Annotated in this window: 20 protein-coding genes and 1 riboswitch; of the genes, 4 read left to right on the forward strand and 16 right to left on the reverse strand. The window is 74.0% G+C overall.

From position 1 onward, the window contains the following. Positions 1-69 precede the first annotated feature (69 nt). Entirely contained in the window at positions 70-513 is a 444-nt protein-coding gene (locus tag ACQ1X7_RS15370; RefSeq protein WP_432479098.1) for a hypothetical protein, read from the forward strand. After that, positions 513-1727, forward strand: a complete 1215-nt coding sequence (locus tag ACQ1X7_RS15375; protein WP_432479099.1) for an amino acid deaminase/aldolase — start codon at positions 513-515, stop codon at positions 1725-1727. The genes ACQ1X7_RS15370 and ACQ1X7_RS15375 overlap by 1 nt, the downstream gene beginning before the upstream one ends. A gap of 64 nt (positions 1728-1791) precedes the next feature. Here the strand turns inward: ACQ1X7_RS15375 and ACQ1X7_RS15380 are convergent, their stop codons facing one another. Next, positions 1792-2253 (reverse strand): hypothetical protein, encoded by a 462-nt coding sequence (locus ACQ1X7_RS15380; RefSeq protein WP_432479100.1) that lies wholly within the window; start codon positions 2251-2253, stop codon positions 1792-1794. 137 nt (positions 2254-2390) lie between these two features. On the opposite strand from ACQ1X7_RS15380, the gene ACQ1X7_RS15385 reads away from it, so the two are divergent. Continuing rightward, positions 2391-2969 carry a uridine kinase family protein gene (locus ACQ1X7_RS15385; protein ID WP_432479101.1) on the forward strand — a complete coding sequence of 193 codons (579 nt, stop codon included), beginning with the start codon at positions 2391-2393 and terminating at the stop codon, positions 2967-2969. Here ACQ1X7_RS15385 and ACQ1X7_RS15390 read toward each other — a convergent pair. The 8 genes from ACQ1X7_RS15390 to rpe form a co-directional block, all read right to left on the reverse strand. Next, positions 2959-3411: a PH domain-containing protein gene (locus ACQ1X7_RS15390; protein WP_432479102.1), complete on the reverse strand. Its 453-nt coding sequence runs from the start codon at positions 3409-3411 to the stop codon at positions 2959-2961. The two genes, ACQ1X7_RS15385 and ACQ1X7_RS15390, sit on opposite strands and share 11 nt — an antisense overlap. Beyond that, positions 3395-4237: an ATP phosphoribosyltransferase gene (gene hisG / locus ACQ1X7_RS15395; RefSeq protein WP_432479362.1), complete on the reverse strand. Its 843-nt coding sequence runs from the start codon at positions 4235-4237 to the stop codon at positions 3395-3397. Before hisG ends, ACQ1X7_RS15390 begins: the two co-directional genes overlap by 17 nt. Positions 4238-4286: 49 nt before the next feature. Then, a complete protein-coding gene (locus ACQ1X7_RS15400) occupies positions 4287-4550 on the reverse strand; it encodes a phosphoribosyl-ATP diphosphatase (RefSeq protein ID WP_432479103.1) in 264 nt (87 codons plus the stop codon). 24 nt (positions 4551-4574) lie between these two features. Then, positions 4575-5060: a 6,7-dimethyl-8-ribityllumazine synthase gene (ribH, locus tag ACQ1X7_RS15405; protein WP_432479104.1), complete on the reverse strand. Its 486-nt coding sequence runs from the start codon at positions 5058-5060 to the stop codon at positions 4575-4577. Then, a complete protein-coding gene (locus ACQ1X7_RS15410; RefSeq protein WP_432479105.1) occupies positions 5057-6325 on the reverse strand; it encodes a bifunctional 3,4-dihydroxy-2-butanone-4-phosphate synthase/GTP cyclohydrolase II in 1269 nt (422 codons plus the stop codon). The genes ribH and ACQ1X7_RS15410 overlap by 4 nt, the downstream gene beginning before the upstream one ends. Continuing rightward, entirely contained in the window at positions 6322-6936 is a 615-nt protein-coding gene (locus ACQ1X7_RS15415) for a riboflavin synthase (RefSeq protein ID WP_432479106.1), read from the reverse strand. The genes ACQ1X7_RS15410 and ACQ1X7_RS15415 overlap by 4 nt, the downstream gene beginning before the upstream one ends. Further along, complete coding sequence (ribD, locus tag ACQ1X7_RS15420; RefSeq protein WP_432479107.1) at positions 6936-7997, reverse strand: bifunctional diaminohydroxyphosphoribosylaminopyrimidine deaminase/5-amino-6-(5-phosphoribosylamino)uracil reductase RibD; 1062 nt, start codon at positions 7995-7997, stop codon at positions 6936-6938. The genes ACQ1X7_RS15415 and ribD overlap by 1 nt, the downstream gene beginning before the upstream one ends. Positions 7998-8076: 79 nt before the next feature. After that, a riboswitch (FMN riboswitch) is annotated at positions 8077-8220 on the reverse strand. A 169-nt stretch (positions 8221-8389) separates the two neighbouring features. Continuing rightward, complete coding sequence (gene rpe / locus ACQ1X7_RS15425; RefSeq protein ID WP_432479108.1) at positions 8390-9061, reverse strand: ribulose-phosphate 3-epimerase; 672 nt, start codon at positions 9059-9061, stop codon at positions 8390-8392. A gap of 96 nt (positions 9062-9157) precedes the next feature. On the opposite strand from rpe, the gene ggt reads away from it, so the two are divergent. Further along, positions 9158-11002 carry a gamma-glutamyltransferase gene (gene ggt, locus ACQ1X7_RS15430; RefSeq protein WP_432479109.1) on the forward strand — a complete coding sequence of 615 codons (1845 nt, stop codon included), beginning with the start codon at positions 9158-9160 and terminating at the stop codon, positions 11000-11002. A gap of 12 nt (positions 11003-11014) precedes the next feature. Here ggt and ligD read toward each other — a convergent pair whose 3' ends face one another. The 7 genes from ligD to def all read right to left on the reverse strand — a co-directional run bounded on the left by ligD (position 11015) and on the right by def (position 17963). After that, positions 11015-11977, reverse strand: coding sequence for a non-homologous end-joining DNA ligase (gene ligD / locus ACQ1X7_RS15435; protein ID WP_432479110.1), 963 nt, complete (start codon positions 11975-11977; stop codon positions 11015-11017). A gap of 27 nt (positions 11978-12004) precedes the next feature. Next, positions 12005-12949: a hypothetical protein gene (locus ACQ1X7_RS15440; protein ID WP_432479111.1), complete on the reverse strand. Its 945-nt coding sequence runs from the start codon at positions 12947-12949 to the stop codon at positions 12005-12007. A 130-nt stretch (positions 12950-13079) separates the two neighbouring features. Then, on the reverse strand, positions 13080-14405 hold the full coding sequence (locus tag ACQ1X7_RS15445; RefSeq protein WP_432479112.1) for an RsmB/NOP family class I SAM-dependent RNA methyltransferase: 1326 nt from the start codon (positions 14403-14405) through the stop codon (positions 13080-13082). Continuing rightward, on the reverse strand, positions 14402-14830 hold the full coding sequence (locus tag ACQ1X7_RS15450; protein ID WP_432479113.1) for an MmcQ/YjbR family DNA-binding protein: 429 nt from the start codon (positions 14828-14830) through the stop codon (positions 14402-14404). The genes ACQ1X7_RS15445 and ACQ1X7_RS15450 overlap by 4 nt, the downstream gene beginning before the upstream one ends. Before the next feature lie 31 nt (positions 14831-14861). Beyond that, on the reverse strand, positions 14862-16403 hold the full coding sequence (locus ACQ1X7_RS15455; protein ID WP_432479114.1) for an OFA family MFS transporter: 1542 nt from the start codon (positions 16401-16403) through the stop codon (positions 14862-14864). Between the two features lie 88 nt (positions 16404-16491). After that, a complete protein-coding gene (gene fmt / locus ACQ1X7_RS15460) occupies positions 16492-17418 on the reverse strand; it encodes a methionyl-tRNA formyltransferase (protein ID WP_432479115.1) in 927 nt (308 codons plus the stop codon). After that, complete coding sequence (def, locus tag ACQ1X7_RS15465) at positions 17418-17963, reverse strand: peptide deformylase (protein WP_432479116.1); 546 nt, start codon at positions 17961-17963, stop codon at positions 17418-17420. The genes fmt and def overlap by 1 nt, the downstream gene beginning before the upstream one ends. Positions 17964-17982: the final 19 nt, after the last annotated feature.

The following is a 17982-nucleotide window of genomic DNA, read 5'->3' on the forward strand; positions in this document are numbered from 1 at the left end:
GTTTCGAGGCTCGGCGCTGGCGCGCCTCGCACCTCAACCTCCGCATGGTGGGTGTGTCAGGCTGGTTCCGTGGACGAGGTGACCTGGACGGCGCTGACCGCCGTGCTGACGGCTGTGGGCGCCGCCTGGACGTGGTACGCGTTCCGTCACCGGGGCGTGGCCTCGGGTCTCCGGGGGGCCGGGCTGACCCTGCTGCCGCCGGCGGCCTACCTCACCGGGACCCTCGAGATGTTCACCGAGATCGGGACGTCGGTGGCCGACTGGGCCACCAGCCTGGTGCTCAGCCCGGTCGTCTGGGCCGGCATCGTGCTGGCCGGCCTGTCGGTGTTGCTGCTCGGCACCTCCGGTGCGATCCGCCGCCGCAGCGCCGGTGCCCCGGCGTCGTCGGGGAGCGGACGCGAGACCCGCGCCTCGCGAAAGGCGCTCCCGGCCGGGGAGCAGAAGGGCGAGCCGCTCCTCGACGACGACCTGTCCGACGTGGAGGAGATCCTGAAACGGCGCGGGATCACCTGATGCCGCCCTCCTCCGCCGAGCGCCGTCACCTGGGGCGCCGGCTGGCCGCGGCGACCGACGCGGCCGGACCGCTCCCGACCCCGTTGATGGCGGTCGACCTCGAGGCCTTCGACGCGAACGCCGACGACCTCGCCCGCCGGGCGGCCGGGACGCCGATCCGGGTGGCCTCGAAGTCGGTCCGCGTCCCGGCGCTGCTGCGCCGGGCCCTGGCCCACGATGCGTTCCACGGCGTCCTGGCGTTCACGCTGCGCGAGGCGCTGTGGCTGCACGAGCACGGTGTGACCGACGACGTGGTGGTGGCCTACCCGAGCGTCGACGCCGGCGCCCTCGCCGAGCTGGTGGCCTCACCGGCCGCGGCGGCGGCGATCACGCTGATGGTCGACGACGTGGCCCACCTCGACGCCGTCGACGCGGTCCGCCGGTCGCTCGCCGTGCCGGTCCGGGTGGCGATCGACGTCGACGCCGGCCTGCGGGTGGGCGGCCAGCACGTCGGCCCCAAACGCTCCCCGCTGCACGACCCTCCCGACGTGGTCGGGCTGGCCCGGACGATCTGCGAGCGTCGCGGCTTCCGGCTGGTCGGCGTGATGACCTACGAGGGGCAGGTCGCGGGCCTGCCCGACGTGGTCCCGACGCAGAAGGTGCGCTCGCTGCTGGTGCGCGGGCTGAAGCAGGCCTCCCAGGCCCAGCTGGAGGTCCGCCGCCGCGAGGTGGCCGAGGCGCTGGCCGGCGAGGTCGACCTGGAGTTCTGGAACGCCGGTGGCTCCGGCTCGGTCGAGACCGCCGCCGCCGACCCGGTCGTCACCGAGGTCGCCGCCGGTTCCGGGCTCCTCGCGCCCACGCTCTTCGACCACTACCAGTCGTTCACCCCGCGCCCGGCAGCGTTCTTCGCCGTTCCCGTCGTCCGCCGCCCCTCCCCCCAGGTGGCCACGGTGCACGGCGGCGGACTGGTCGCCTCAGGCGCCAGCGGGCGCGACCGGTTGCCCACGCCGTGGGTGCCGCCCGCGCTGCACCTGACCGGGCTCGAGGGAGCGGGCGAGGTGCAGACACCGCTGACCGGTCCCGGCGCCGCCCACCTCCGGATCGGCGACCTGGTGTGGTTCCGGCACGCCAAGGCCGGCGAGCTGTTCGAGCACACCCGGACCGTGCAGCTGCTCGAGGGGGACGCGTTCGTGGACGCGGTCGAGACCTACCGCGGTCTCGAGCTCGCGTTCTGAGCCGGAGCGCAACGAGCGGAGCCCCCGCCGTCGGGCGAGGGCTCCGTCGGTGCGGGCGAGCGGGTCAGGCGCGGAAGGTGCGGATGTACACGCTCCCGGAGAACGACTTCCGGTAGTTGCCGCTGCCGTTCACCTTGACCCGGTAGTAGACCCGGCCCGGGCGGCGAAGGGCCGAGACCCGCTCGCGGTAGCGGCTCTGGCCGTTGGTGCGGAAGGTGTCCCACGCGTTCCAGCGGCCGGTCCGGCCGACCCGACGCTGGATGACTGCCTGGCGGTTCTCGTAGGAGGGCCGCACCCGTCCCTTGATGAAGAACCGGTTGGTGCGGGGCTCGATGCCGCGGATGCTGATGAACCGCGGCTGGCTGCCCCGGGCCCGGGCCGCGGCGGCCGGCTCGGCACTGGGTGAGGACACGCTGGCCGGCGGGGCGCTGGACGGCGCGGCGCCGGCGGGCGCGGCCGTGACCAGCGAGGCCGCGGTGGCGAGCGCGGCGACGGCGACGGCGAGTCGGGTGCGATGGGCGTGCATGGTGAGTTCCTCCTCGAGACACGGATGATCGGACGACGGCGCCACCACCGACGGGGACTCGGGCACGCACCGGCGCCGCGAGTCTAGGTCGGCTCCCGCGTCCGTGTCCGGCGAACCGCCCACCTATCCTGAGCCGCGTGCGGAACGACGCGTCAGCGGCGGCGCGCGCCGTCCTGGAGCTCGCCGAACAGAGGACACCCACCCTCGGCACCACCCGGCTGGTCTGCGTCGACGGACCGGCCGGGTCGGGGAAGTCCACCCTGGCCGGAGCGATGGGCCAGCAGGCCACCGCGCCGGTGCTCCACACCGACGACCTGCTCGCGGGCTGGGACGGGTTGCCCGGCCTCCCCGGGACGCTAGAGGAGCTGCTCGAGCCGCTCGCCCGGGGCCGGAGCGGGCACGCCCGCCTCTACGACTGGCACGCCGGACGGTTCACCGACGAGGTGCCGGTCGACCCGGTACCGCTCCTGGTGCTCGAGGGGGTCGGGGCCGGGTCCCTTCCCGCCGCACGAAGGGCCACCGTGCTGGTGTGGGTCGAGGCGCCGTACGACCTGCGGATGCGGCGGGGGCTGGAGCGGGACGGTGAGGCGTTCGCGCCCCACTGGGCGGCCTGGGCGGGCGCCGAGGAGGAGCTCTTCGCCGAGCACCGCACCCGCGAGCGCGCCGACCTCGTGGTCGACGGGACCGGCCGGCGCCCGCCGCGGGTCACCCGGTGAGCAGCGCCCGCAGCTCGCGGACCGCCCGCTGGGCACGCGACCCGTCGGAGCCCTGGATCCCCATGGCGGGCTGGCTGGTGCCGTCGGCGAGGTCGAGCACCGCCCACGGCGCGCCCGGCGGCAGGTGGACGGCGAGCACCTCCGCCCACTCGTACTCGCGGCGGCGGTAGCCGTTGACCACGACCAGCCGGTCGCGCTCCGCGACCACCCGCGAGCGGGCCATCGCGTAGCCGACCGAGTAGAACAGCAGCCCCAGGACGACCACGGTGCCGCGCTGGAAGGGCGAGAACCGCGCCCGGGTCTCGTCATCGAACGCGAACCAGGCGAACGCGACCACCACGATCAGCAGGGTCCCGAACAGGATCCCGGCCATCCGGACGCCGAACGGACGCCACGTGTGCGGCAGGTCCGGCCCGGCGACCGGCTCAGAGGCGGCAGGCATGGATGTCGGTCACCAGGATCCCGCGGGCCCCGAGCTCCCACAGCTCGTCCATCAACCGCTGGGACCCCGCGCGGGGCACCATCACCCGCACCGCGACCCAGCCCTCGCGGCGCAGCGGGGAGATCGTCGGGCTCTCGATGCCGGGGGTGAGGGCAGCCGCGTCCGCGACGGCCGACTCGGGGATGTCGTAGTCCATCATCACGTAGGTCCGGGCCACCAGGACGCCCTCGAGCCGGCGCCGGAAGACCTCGAAGCCCGCCGGTGCCTCGCCGCCGCGGGTGACGAGCACCGCCTCGGACTCCAGGACCACCTCGCCGAAGGTGTCGAGGCCCGCGGCCTTGAGGGTGCTGCCGGTCTCGACGACGTCGGCGATCACGTCGGCGACCCCGAGCGTGATGCTGGACTCGACGGCGCCGTCGAGCCGGGTCACGGTGGCCTCGATGCCGCGCTGCTCGAGGAACGAGCGCACGATGCCGACGTAGGACGTCGCGATGCGGGTCCCGGCGAGGTCGTCGACGCCGGAGTAGGTCCCCGCCGGTCCGGCGAAGTGGAAGCGGCTGGTCCCGAAGCCGAGCTCCATCACCTCCTCGGCCTTGGCGCCGGAGTCGCGCAGCAGGTCGCGTCCGGTGATGCCGACGTCAAGGGTGCCCTCGCCGACGTACAGCGCGATGTCGCGGGGCCGGAGGTAGAAGAACTCCACGCCGTTCTCGACGTCGAGGAGGGTCAGCTCCTTGGAGTCGTGGCGCTGCCGGTAGCCCGACTCGCGCAGCATCTCCTGGGCGGCCTGGGAGAGCGCGCCCTTGTTGGGGACGGCCACGCGGAGCATCGGGGTCGCCCCGCCGGAGGAGGCAGCACGGCTGGTCATCGGGTGCTCCTCACAGGTGGGCGTAGACGTCGTCGAGGGTGAGGTCGCAGGCGAGCATGAGCACCTGCGCGTGGTAGAGCAGCTGGCTGATCTCCTCGGCCGCCCGCTGCGGCGTCTCGTGCGCGGCCGCCATCCAGGACTCCGCGGCCTCCTCGACCAGCTTCTTCCCGATGGCGTGGACGCCGGCGTCGAGCTGCTGCACGGTGCCGGACCCTGCGGGCCGGTCCACGGCCTTGGCGGCCAGCTCGCCCCACAGGTCCTCGAAGGTCTTCACACCGGTCAAGCCTAGGCCCACCGGTCAGGCGTAGCCGCGGCGGATCCACCGCAGCGTCTGCCCGGTGGTCAGGGCCGCGGCCGCCGCCTCGTAGCCCTTGTCCTCCCGCGAACGGTCCAGGCCGGCCCGGTCCAGGGCCTGCTCCTCCTCGTCACAGGTGAGCACGCCGAAACCGATCGCCGTCTGGTGGTCCAGCCCGACCCGGAGCAACCCGTCGGTGGCGGCCCGGCACACGTACTCGAAGTGAGGGGTGCCCCCGCGGATGACCACGCCGAGGGCCACGACCGCGTCGTACCCCTGGGCGGCCAGGGCCTGTGCGACGACGGGCAGCTCGAAGGTGCCGGGAACCCGGACCAGGTGGGGCTCCTCGACCTTGTAGTCGCGGCAGGCGCGTCGTGCCCCCTCGACGAGGCCGTCCATCACGGTCTCGTGCCAGGACGCCGCGACGATCGCCACCCGGAGCTCGTGGCAGTCGACGGGTCGCTGGTCGGGTGCTCCGGCTCCGCTCACGAGGTCCCTCCGGTCATCTCCGCGCTGCCCTCCAGGTCGGGGAGGTCGTGGCCCATCCGGTCCCGCTTGGTGAGCAGGTAGGCCAGGTTGTGGTCGTTGGGGTGCGGCGTCAGCGGCACCCGCGCCCTCACCGGCACACCGTAGTCCTCCAGGCTGGAGGTCTTGTCCGGGTTGTTGGTCAGCAGCCGCACGCTGCGGACGCCCAGGTCGCGCAGGATCTGGGTCGCGGCGCCGTAGTGGCGGGCGTCGGCCGGCAGGCCCAGGTCGAGGTTGGCGTCGACGGTGTCGCGGCCGCCGTCCTGGAGCGCGTACGCCTGGAGCTTGGCGACCAGGCCGATGCCGCGGCCCTCGTGGCCGCGGAGGTAGACCACGATGCCGCGGCCCTCGGCCACCACCCGCTCCAGGGCCTCCTCGAGCTGGGGGCCGCAGTCGCAACGACGGCTGCCGAAGACGTCCCCGGTGAGGCACTCGGAGTGGACCCGGGTGAGCACCGCCTCCTCGCCGTCGACCTCGCCGAGGACCAGGGCCACGTGCTCGCCGTCGTCGACGGCGATCCGGTAGCCGTAGGCGGTGAAGTCACCGTGCCTGGTGGGCAGGCGGGTCTCGGCCACCCGCTCGACCAGCACCTCGTGGCGTCGGCGGTAGCGGACCAGGTCGTCGATCGAGACCAGTGCCAGGCCGTGCTCGTCGGCGAACTCGCGCAGCTCGTGGCCCCGCTTCATGGTGCCGTCGTCGTTGACCACCTCGACCAGCACGCCGGCGGGGGTGAGCCCGGCCAGGCGGGCCAGGTCGACGGCGGCCTCGGTGTGGCCGCGCCGGGCCAGCACGCCGCCCTCGCGGTAGCGCAGCGGGAAGACGTGGCCGGGTCGGGTGATCTCCCACGGCTCCGTGGCGGAGTCGGCCAGCACCCGGGCGGTGTGGGCGCGGTCGGCGGCGGAGATCCCGGTCGTCACGCCGTCGCGGGCGTCGACCGAGATGGTGTACGCCGTCCGCAGCCGGTCCTTGTTGTGGGGCGTCATCAGCGGGATCTCCAGCCGGTCCAGCATCTCGGCCGGCATCGGCACGCAGATCACGCCGCTGGAGTGGCGGATCGTGAACGCCATCAGCTCCGGCGTCGCCCTGCTCGCGGCGAAGATGATGTCGCCCTCGTTCTCGCGGTCCTCGTCGTCGACCACGACGACGGGCCTGCCGGCGGCGACGTCGGCGATCGCCCGCTCGATGGTGTCGAGCCGGAGGGTGGGGTCCCGGTGGCCCTGGGCGCTCATGATTCGTCCTTCCAGCTCAGCAGGCGTTCCACGTGCTTGGCGAGCACGTCGACCTCGAGGTTGACGCGGTCACCGACGGCCCGGCTCCCGAGCGTGGTGCGGCCGAGGGTCTCGGGGATCAGGCTGACCGTGAAGCTGTGGTGGCCCGCCTCGACCACGGTCAGGCTGACGCCGTCGACCGTGACCGACCCCTTGTCGACCAGGTAGCGGCCGAGCCCGTCCGGCACCGAGATCTCGACCAGGTCCCAGTGCTCGCTGGGGCTGCGGCGCACGACCGTGCCGACGCCGTCCACGTGACCCTGCACGACGTGCCCCCCGAGCCGGGTCTCGAGGGTGACCGCCCGCTCCAGGTTGACCAGGTCGCCGGGGACGGCGTCCCCGAGGGCGGTCTTGTCGAGGGTCTCCTGCATCACGTCGGCGGTCCAGCGGCCCCCGTCGCCGGAGTCCTCGTGCAGGGCGACGACGGTCAGGCAGCAGCCGTTGACCGAGATCGAGTCGCCGGGGGCGGTCCCCTCCAGCACGGTCGTCGCCCCGACGGTGATCCGGACCGCGTCCCCCAGGTCGTCCAGGGCCGCGACGGTGCCGAGCTCCTCCACGATGCCGGTGAACATCAGCGATCCCTCCCTCGTCGGGTGAGCGTGAGCCGGACGTTGGTGTCCTCCCCGCCCGCGCCGTCCTGCCCGGTGGCCGGCAGCACGTGGACGTCGGTCACCCTGAGGTGCAGGGCGTCGCCGATGGTCTCCACGCCCAGGTCACCGACCGCGGGGCGGCCGGCGCCGAGCAGCATCGGGGCGACGTACGCCACGACCTCGTCGACCAGGTCCGCGGCGAGGAAGGCGGCGGCCAGCGTGGGACCGCCCTCGAGGAAGACGTGCTGCCGGTCGCGGGCGTAGAGCTGCTCGAGCACCGCCCGCGGGTCGCGGCTGCGCAGGTGCTCGGTCTCGGCGACGTCGTCGAACACCCGCCGGTCCGCCGGCAGGTCCCGCTCCCCCATCACCACGCGGAGCGGCTGGTGGGGCAGCGGCTCGTCCACCTCGTCGCGCACCGTCAGCTGCGGGTCGTCGACGGCGACAGTTCCGGTCCCGACCAGCACCACGTCGCACTCACCGCGCAACCGGTGGGTGTCGAGGCGCGCGGCCCGGCTGGAGACCCACCGGCTGGTGCCGTCGGTGGCGGCGCTGCGCCCGTCGAGCGTGGTGGCGAACTTCCACGTGACGAACGGACGGCCGTGCTCGACGGCGAAGGTCCACGCCCGGTTGAGGACCCGCGCCTCGTCGACGAGCAGGCCCCCCTCGACGTCGACGCCGGCGGCGGCCAACGTGGCGGCGCCGCCCTGCGCGGCCGGGTTGTCGTCGGCCTGGGCGAAGACCACCCGCCGGACGCCCGCGGCGACCAGGGCCTCCGCGCAGGGGCCGGTGCGGCCGGTGTGGTTGCACGGCTCCAGCGTGACCACGGCCGTGGCCCCGCGGGCGTCGTCGCCGGCCGTGGCGAGGGCGTCGACCTCGGCGTGGGGTGTCCCCGCACCGCGATGGAACCCCTCGGCGACCTCGTTCCCGGTGGCGTCGAGCAGCACGCACCCCACCCGCGGGTTGGGCCCGTGCGGGACGCCCGGCGTCGCGGCCAGGGCGAGGGCGCGCCGCATCGCGTCGTGCTCGGCGGCGGTGAAGGTCATCTCCCCCTCTTCCGGTCCGGGCCCGCGGACGCAGGGGGAGGGTGCGCGACCGGCGGCCGGACGGGTCCGGACACCGGCGCCGCGTGCTGCTTCTCATCCGGACTTTGACCGTCGGTCCAGGAGTTCCACCTGGTCAACCGCCCGTTCCTCCCTCACGGGATTCACGGCCGGGTCGCGGACTGTCACCGCCGGTGCGGAGTTCCACCGCCCCCAGAGCACGCGAGCACTGTGGTCACAGTGGCTCTTTGCTGCCTCCGAGCGTACTCCCGGGGCGCGCGCTGCGGGTCGTGAGGTCGCCCACAGGGGCCGGTTCGCGACGGGCCCGGCTATCGCACCCGACACTGGTGTCGTCAGAACGGCCCAGGACAGCACCGATGTCGGGTACGACGAGCTCAGCCGACCGACTGGGCGGCGCTGCGCAGGGCCGCGACCATCCGGTCGGGGTCCTCGGCCGAGAACACCGCCGACCCGGCCACGAACACGTCGGCACCGGCCTCGGCGCAGCGCTCGATGGTCTCCAGCGACACCCCGCCGTCGACCTGCAGCCAGGTCTCGAGACCGTGCCGGTCGAGCAGCTCGCGGGCACGCCGGACCTTGGGCAGCACCAGGTCGAGGAACTTCTGGCCGCCGAAGCCGGGCTCGACGGTCATCAGGAGCACCATGTCGAGCTCGGCCAGGAGGTCCTCGTAGGGCTCGATCGGCGTCGCCGGTTTGAGCGCCATGCTGGCGCGGGCGCCGTGCCCCCGCAGCTCGCGGGCCAGCCGCACCGGCGCCGAGGACGCCTCGACGTGGAAGGTGACCGACCCCGCCCCGGCCTCGACGTAGGCGAGCGCCTCGCGGTCGGGGTCCTCGATCATCAGGTGGGCGTCCAGCGGTACGTCGGTCGCCTTCGTCAGCGCCTCCACCATCGTCGGGCCGAAGGTCAGGTTGGGGACGAAGTGGTTGTCCATGACGTCCACGTGGACCCAGTCGGCGCTCGGGATCCGGCCCACCTCGGCACCGAGGGCGGCGAAGTCGGCGTTCAGGATGCTCGGCGTGATCTGCGGTGTCTTGGGAGGGCCCACGGCCCGGATCCTCCCACGGGCCTCACCCGCCGGGGTGCTCGACATCCGGGGCCGCCGGGACGCAGGGTGGGGTGTCACCTCTCGGAAGGCACCCCCATGTCTCGGACCCCCGCCGCCCGCGTCGCCGCCATCGCGGCCCTGGTGCTCGGCACCGCCACTCTGTCCGGGCCGCCCGCCGGGGCGGCTCCCGCAGCCCCCGAGCCCCCGCCGAAGACCCCGACGAGCGTCGGGACCGGGGGCGCCGTCAGCAGCGTCGACCCCTACGTCAGCCGGATCGGGCTGCGCGTGCTGCGCCGCGGCGGCAACGCGGCCGACGCCGCCGTGGCGATGGCCTCGGCCGCGGGGGTCACCGAGCCGTACAGCGCCGGGATCGGCGGCGGCGGGTTCTTCGTCCACTACGACGCCCGCACCGGGGACGTCCGCACGATCGACGGCCGCGAGACCGCTCCCGACCGCATCCGGCCCGACGCCTTCATCGACCCCGACACCGGGGAGCCCTACGAGTTCTTCCCCGACCTGGTCACCAGCGGCGTCTCCGTCGGGGTCCCCGGCACCGCCGAGACCTGGCGGCGGGCGTTGCAGCGGTGGGGCACGTGGTCGCTGGACCGGACCCTGCAGCCGTCGGTCCGGCTGGCCCGCCGGGGCTTCGTGGTCGACCCGACGTTCCGGCAGCAGACCCTGGACAACGAGGAGAGGTTCTCGGCGATCCGGTCCACCCGGGCGTTGTTCCTGCCGCGCGGTCGGGCCCCCCGGGTGGGCTCGACCTTCCGCAACCCCGACCTCGCCGACACGCTGGCGAGGATCGGCCGGCTCGGACCGCGACGCGCGCTCCACACGGGCCCGCTCGCCCGCGAGATCGTGCGGACCGTGCAGGACCCGCCGACGGTGCGTGGCACCGACCTGCCCGTCCCGCCCGGATCGATGACGCGGCACGACCTCGCCGGCTACCAGGTCCGCGACCAGCCGTCGACGGTCAGCGACTACCGCGGCCTGGAGGTCCACGGCATGCGGCCCTCGTCCAGCGGCGGCACCGGGGTCGGCGAGGCCCTCAACATCCTCGAGCAGTACGACGTCGCCGCGATGGACGACGCCGAGGCCCTCCACCACTACCTCGAGGCCAGCGCCCTGTCGTTCGCCGACCGGGCGGCCTACCTCGGTGACTCGGCGTACGTCGACGTCCCCGTCGCCGAGCTGCTCGACGACACGTTCGCCGCCGAGCGGGCCTGCCGGCTCGACCCCGACCAGGCGGCGACCAAGCCGGTGCCGGCGGGCGACGTCACCGAGTACGACGGCGAGTGCGACGCGACCGGCCGCAGCGGCGCGGTCGCCGAGGACCACGAGAACCTCGAGACCACCAACCTCACCGTCGTCGACCGGTGGGGCGACGTGGTCGAGTACACGCTCACCATCGAGCAGACCGGCGGGTCCGGCCTCGTCGTCCCGGGCCGCGGGTTCCTGCTCAACAACGAGCTCACGGACTTCTCCCTGAAGTACGACCGCGACGACCCCAACCGGATCCAGCCGGGCAAGCGGCCGCGCTCCTCGATGTCGCCGACGATCATCCTCGACGACGGCCGGCCGGTCCTCGCCCTCGGCTCACCCGGCGGCTCGACCATCATCACGACCGTGTTGCAGCTGGTCCTCAACCACGTCGACCGCGGGATGCCGCTGCCCGAGGCGATGGCGGCTCCCCGGGCCTCCCAGCGCAACACTCCGTCGGTGACCGCCGAACCCGCCTTCATCGAGCAGTACGGCGCGGCGCTGGAGGCCTACGGGCACGAGCTCACGCCGTCGGGCGACGGCCTGACGAGCGCCTCCGACATCGGCGCCGCGACCGCGATCGGCATCGGCCCGGACGGCCGGCTCACCGCGGTCGCCGAGCCCCGTCGACGCGGTGGCGGTGCGGCGTACGTCGTGCGGCCGGCCCCCGCGGAGCGCTGACCCCGACTCTGGTCACACGTCGGCCGGGTCGGCCTCCGGCGGCGCCTCGCCCTCCGCGGCGTCGCGGTCGGACCACTCCAGCAGCGGGGCGATGTCGAAGACGTCACGGTCGATGCCCTCGTGCAGGTCGCCGAGCTCGGCGTACCGCGGCGGGACCGTGAAGATCGTGAAGTCGTGCGGGTCGCAGTCGGGCACCTCGTCCCAGCGGACCGGGGTCGAGACCCGCGCGTCCGGCAGGCCCCGGACCGAGTACGCCGCGGCGATGGTGTGGTCCCGGGTGTTCTGGTTGTAGTCGACGAACAGGTGGTGGGGGTCGCGGTTCTTCTTCCACCACTCGGTCGTCACGTCGTCGGGTGCCCGGCGCTCGATCTCGCGGGCGAACGCGTGCGCCGCGCGCCGTACGTCGGCGAACCCGTGGTCGGGGCGGATCCGCACGTAGACGTGCAGTCCCTTGCTGCCGCTCGTCTTGGGGTAGCCCACCGCGCCGAGCTCGTCGAGCACCTCGTGGACCACGCCGGCGACCCGCTGCACCTGCGCGAAGTCCGAGAGCGGGCCGGGGTCGAGGTCGATCCGCCACTCGTCGGGCTTCTCGGTGTCGGCGCGCCGGCTGTTCCAGGGGTGGAACTCCACCGTCGACATCTGCACCGCCCAGATCACCGACCCGAGCTCGGTGACGCACAGCTCGTCGGCGGTCCGGTTCCAGCGCGGGAAGTGCAGGCGCACCGTCTCGACCCACGGCGGCGCGCCCGCGGGGAGCCGCTTCTGGTGGACCTTGTCGCCGGCGAGGCCCTTCGGGAACCGGTGCAGCATGCAGGGCCGCTCGTAGAGCGCGTTGACGATCCCCTCGCCCACGGCGAGGTAGTACTCGACGAGGTCGAGCTTGGTCGCCCCTGACTCCGGGAAGTAGACCCGGTCGGGGTTGGTCACCTTGACCACACGGTCATCGACCTCGACCTCGGTGAACGGCGACGCCATGGCGTCAACCTAGGGCACCGGCACGGCTCAGGGGCCGACGCGCACCGTCGTCACCGGCGACCGGCCGGCGTCGGCGTAGCCGGTGGTGGGCCGGAACCACCGGTAGTCGGTCGTCCGGTCGGGCGTCACCGTGACGACGACCGCACCGTCCACGCCACCGGCGAACGGCTGCTCGCGGACCGGGCTGAAGCCGGGAGCGCCGGCGGGCCTGGCCTCCAGGACCAGCGCAGCGCCGGTGGCGACCCCGGCGCTGTCGAGCGTCCGGCCGGTCAGCGTGACCTCGGCGCCGGGTGCCACCTGGCCCTGCGACGCCTCGATGCTGGTGGTGACGGGGAAGCCCTCGAGGTCGAACGTGGTGCTGCCGGCGCCGACGCCGTCGAGCTGGAACCGCGACCCGTCGCACCCGAAGCCGGCCAGCAGGTAGCCGGGGCCGCTGCCGTGGGCCCGCGTGAAGCGGGCGAGGGTCGCCTCACCGTGCCGCTCCAGGACCTGGCCGGTCGCGGCCTCCAGGCGCGTCCAGCGGTACGTCGCCGCCGACGGCCGGACCTGCTGCCACTCGCCGGCGGTCGCGGTCAGGTCGGCACGTCCGGCCCACACTTCACCCTCGTCGAGCTCGGCCGACACGTACCAGACGTGCGCCACGCCCAGGCCGCCCGACTGCGGGCGTACCCACATCGACAGGGTGGCGGCCGCGACGTCGTCGACCCGGGTCACCGGGCCGGTGGCCTGTCCGGTCGCGGGCATCGCCAGCCGGGTGGCCCGCGAGCCCAGGGGTGCGGCGTCGTCCTTCCCCACCGTGGCGCTGGGGCCCGACGCGGCGGGACCGTACAGCCCCGCGCACCCGAACCAGCTGAGGTAGGTGGCCCCTGCGGGGAAGGACGTGCCGGGCACGACGACGACGTCGTCGGCGACCGCGGACGTCGGCCAGAGCAGGCCGAGGGCCAGCAGGAGCACCACTGCTGCGCGCCGCATGGCCGACCCTCCCTGTGAACCGGTGCCGGGGCACCGGGGCCTCTCTTCATTGGACCGCACGGGTGGTGGGCCTCCAACCCCGACACTGGGCAGGTTTCGGACACACTTCGGTGACGGGACGCCACATGCGTCACACGCGTCGCAGCAGCCCCAGGAACATCGCGTCCGTGCCGTGCCGGTGGGGCCACAGCTGGACGGTCCCCGCGAGCGTCCCCGGCGCGTCCGGGAGGTCCAGGGGCACCGGCTCCAGCCGGACGTCGTCGCGGCCCACCAGCACCGAGGACACCACGTCGGAGGTCTCGGCGACCACGGGCGAGCAGGTCGCGTAGAGCACCACCCCGCCGGGCCTCACCAGGTCGACCGCCGCGCCGAGCAGGATGCGCTGGAGCGGCACCAGCTCACGGAGGTCCTGCGGCCGGCGGCGCCACCGGGCCTCGGGCCGGCGTCGCAGCGCGCCCAGCCCCGAGCAGGGGGCGTCGACCAGCACCCGGTCGAAGGATCCCGCGGGCCACGGCGGTGTGGTGCCGTCGTGGACCGTCACCTCCTCGACCCCGTCGGCTCCCCGGAGGGCCCGCGTCACCAGCTCGGCCCGGTGCGGCTGCACCTCGTTGGCGACCAGTCGCGCGCCCCGCGCGGCCGCGAGCGCGGCCAGCAGGGCGGCCTTTCCCCCGGGACCGGCGCAGAGGTCGAGCCAGCGCCGGTCCTCGCCCTTGACTTCCGCCTCCGCCAGCGCGAGCGCGACCAGCTGCGAGCCCTCGTCCTGCACCCCGGCCCGCCCCTCGGCCACCGCCGGCACGGAGCCCGGGTCGCCGCCCTCCAGCACCACGCCGTACGGCGACAGGGCGGTCGGGACACCGGGGAGCTCGGCCACGTCGGCCCGGCCGGGACGCGCGACCAGCACCACCCGGGGCGGCGCATTGTCGGCCGCGAGCAGCTCGGGCAGCTCCGTGCGCCGCTCCCCCAGGGCCTCCGCGAAGGCCTCGACGACCCACCGCGGGTGGCTGTGCGCGACCGAGGCGTGGCCGACCGGGTCGTCTGTCGCGTCGGGCGCGACCCGGGCCAGCCAGGTGTCGAGGTCGTCGGCGGCGATGCGGCGCAGCACGGCGTTGACCAGCCCTGCCGACCGTGGCCCGGCGCGGGCACGGGCCAGGTCGACGGTCGCGCTGACCGCGGCGTGGTCCTCCACCCGCATGCCGAGCAGCTGGTGCGCGCCGAGCCGGAGCACGTCGCGCACCCGCGGCTGCACCTTCCCGCGGTCGAGGCAGGCGTCGACCACGGCGTCGTAGCTGCCCTGCCGCCGCAGGGTCCCGCTGGCGAGCTCGGTGGCGAACGCGGCGTCGCGCCCGGTCAGCCGGTGGCGGCGCAGCACCTGGGGCAGCACCAGGTTGGCGTAGGCGTCGTCGGTGCGGACCGCCCGCAGGACGTCGTACGCCGCCAGCCGTGCGGCGTCGGTCATCGCGGGGACCCGGTGTCTCCCAGGTGCTCGCGCACCAGCCGCTTCGGAGCCCGCTTGGCCCAGGCGTCGGTGATGATCTCGCGCAGCTCCTCCACGTCGAGCTCACCGAGCCGGGACTGCTGCACCAGCACGGCGTCGTAGCTGCGGAAGTGGTCGATGGTGAAGAACGGAGTCGCAGGGTCGTCGACCAGCGCCTGCTTCTCGGCGGCGGTCGGCGTCAGGATCACCACCAGGTCGTCGTACATCTCGCCGGTCGCGGGATCGACGGCCGTCCGGTGGGGCATCCGGTAGAGCAGGAACATCTTGCCCTTCCCGCCGCGCGGCACCTTCCACGTCGGGAGGTCGCCCCACGACGTGCCGAACTCGGTGTCCGGGAGCTCGCCGCAGATCCGGTCGACGTCGTCCGGGGTCGCTGGCCTGCCCATGGCCTCAGGCTAGCGAGCGGCAGGCGGCCCCTCAGAACAGGTTGAGCGCGGTCACGACCGTCTGGTAGACGCCGTACGCCAGCAGCAGCGAGACCACGCCCCACGAGAACACGAGCCGGGCCTGGGTGCTGGCCGGGGTCAGCTCGGTCTCCTCCGCCATCACGGCTGCGCGCTCGCTGGCGGCCTCGGCGTGGTGGTCGGTCAGGTCCTCGTGGAACCGCGACGCGACCGGCCGGATCAGGAGGTTGGCCACGAAGCCCACCGCCAGGACGCCCACCATCGTGAAGAGGGCCGGGCGGTACGCCTCGGACGCCAGCGTGCCGGCGCCGCCTGCGCTGTCGAGGAAGCCGTTGATGATGAGCGGCCCGGCGACACCCGCCGCCGCCCACGCGGTCAGCAGCCGCCCGTGGATGGCGCCCACCTGGAACACGCCGAACAGGTCGCGGAGGTACGCCGGCACGGTCGCGAACCCACCGCCGTAGAAGGAGATGATGATGCCCGCGATCAGCACGAACAGGACCGTGGCGCTCGGCCCGACCAGGGCCAGCAGCACGTACAGGATGATGCCGACGCCGAGGTAGATCATGTACATCGGCTTGCGGCCGATGTGGTCGGAGGTGCTCGACCACACGAACCGGCCCGCCATGTTGAACAGCGACAGCACGCCGACGAAGCCGCCGGCGGCCGCGACCGTGATGGCGGAGGCGCCGCCGGTCCCGTCGCGGAAGAAGTCCTGGATCATCGGCTGGGCCTGCTCGAGGATGCCGATGCCGGCGGTGACGTTGCAGAACAACACCGTCCACAGCAGCCAGAACTGCGGGGTCCGGATCGCGTTGGCCGCCGAGACGTCGTGGTCGGTGACCATCTTCTTCTCGGTCTCCGACGCGGGGTCGAAGCCCTCGGGCTGCCACCCCACCGGAGGGACCCGGATGTTGGCGACACCGATCATCATGATCGCGAAGTAGATGATGCCGAGGCTGATGAACAGGCCGGTGAGGCCGGCTCCGTCGGCCACGGAGGCCGGGTCGGCGGGGTCGTAGCCGGAGTCGAAGAACCCCATGAGCTGGCGCGACGCGGGCGCGGCGACCATCGCACCGCCGCCGAAGCCCATGATCGCCATGCCGGTGGCCAGCCCCGGCCGGTCCGGGAACCACTTGATGAGCGTCGAGACCGGCGAGATGTAGCCGATGCCCAGGCCGATGCCGCCGATCACGCCGTACCCGAGGTAGAGGAGCCAGAGCTGGCCGGTGGCGATCCCGGCCGCACCCACCAGGAAGCCCGCCGACCAGCAGCACGCCGCGGTGAACATCGCCTTGCGCGGGCCGACCCGGTCGACCCAGGTGCCGAACACGGCGGCGGACAGGCCGAGCATCACGATGGCGATCGAGAACACGAACCCGATCGCGGTCTGCGAGGTGTCGAAGTGCTCGACCATCGAGACCTTGTAGACGCTGGTCGCGTACGCCTGCCCGATGCACAGGTGGACGGCGAGGGCCGCCGGCGGGATGAGCCAGCGGTTGTAGCTGTGGGGGGCGACGGTGTGCTCGCGGTCGAGCACGCTCATCACGGCCATGAGGGGACCTCCCGAGACAGTCCAGCCTTCAACGATCCCCGCCACCCTAGCCGACCGTGACGTGGGCCACGCTCCCCCGGAAGGAGGATCAGGCGAACCGGGCGCCGGACTCCAGGCGTACGCCGCGTGCCCAGTCGGGCGCTGCCATCTCCCGCTTCCCGAACGCCTTGACGACCCCCAGCCGGACCGGGTCGGTGCCGGTCCCGACCAGCACCGCACGCTTGGTGACCGCCAGCTCGCCGGGCGCCAGGGCGGGGTGGTCGGGATCCGGCACGACCGGACCGAGCTTGATCCGCTCGCCCTCGTGGGTCGACCAGGCGCCCGGCGCCGGGGTGCAGGCCCGGACCCTCCGGTCGACGGCGGCGGCGGGCTCGGTCCAGTCGACGCGGGCGTCGTCGACGGTGATCTTGGGTGCCAGGCTGATCCCGTCGTCGGGCTGGGGCCGGGCCTCGAGGGAGCCGTCGTCGATGCCGTCGAGGGTGGCGACCAGCAGTCCCGCGCCTCCCTCGGCGAGCCGGCCGAGCAGGTCGCCGGCGGTGTCCAGGGGCCGGATCGCCTCGGTCATCACCCCGAACGTCGGTCCGGCGTCCATCGCCTGCACGATGCGGAACGTGGTCGCCCCGGTGACCTCGTCGCCCGCCCACAGCGCGTGCTGGACCGGGGCCGCACCCCGCCACGCGGGGAGCACCGAGAAGTGCAGGTTGACCCAGCCGTGGCGTGGGATGTCGAGGGCGCTCTGCGGGAGGAGGGCGCCGTACGCCACGACGGGGCAGCAGTCGGGCGCCAGCTCGCGCAGCGCGGTCTGGAACTCGGGGTCGCGCGGGTGGTCGGGCTTGAGGACCCGGACCCCGAGCTCCTCGGCGCGCTGGGCGACCGGGCTGGCGACCAGCCGCCGGCCCCGCCCGGCCGGGGCGTCGGGCCGGGTGACCACCCCGACCAGCTCGTGGCGGCTGGCGGCGACGGCCTCCAGCGACGGGAGGGCGACCTCGGGGGTCCCCGCGAAGACGACCCGCATCAGAGGCCGAGTCCGTGCGTGGCGTGGGGGCTGACCTTGACCGGCGGCCGGTCCAGGCCGAACCACTCCGACTCACGGATCGCCTTCATGGCGGCCTTGCGCTGCTCGGCGTCGAGGCGGTCGACGAACAGCACGCCGTCGAGGTGGTCGGTCTCGTGCTGGATCGCCCGCGCCAGCAGCTCGCTGCCCTCGATCGTCACCGGTTCGCCGTGCAGGTCGAAGCCCTTCGCGACGACCGAGAGGGCGCGTCGGCAGTCGAAGGTCAGCTCGGGGATCGAGAGGCAGCCCTCGGGTCCGAGCTGCTCCTCGGCGGAGAGGTCGAGGACCGGGTTGACCAGGTGGCCGAGCTCCCCCTCGACGTGCCAGGTGAACACCCGCAGCCCGACGCCCACCTGCGGCGCGGCGAGCCCCGCACCGGGCGCCTCCAGCATGGTGTCGGTGAGGTCGGCGACCAGCGTGCGCAGCTCGCGGTCGAAGTCGACGACCTCGGCGGCGCGCTGGCGCAGCACCGGGTCGCCGAACAGGCGGATGGGTCGGATGGCCACCGGGGAAGTGTAGTGAGGG

This window comes from Nocardioides sp. GXQ0305, from assembly GCF_050880345.1.
Taxonomy (GTDB): Bacteria; Actinomycetota; Actinomycetes; order Propionibacteriales; family Nocardioidaceae; genus Nocardioides.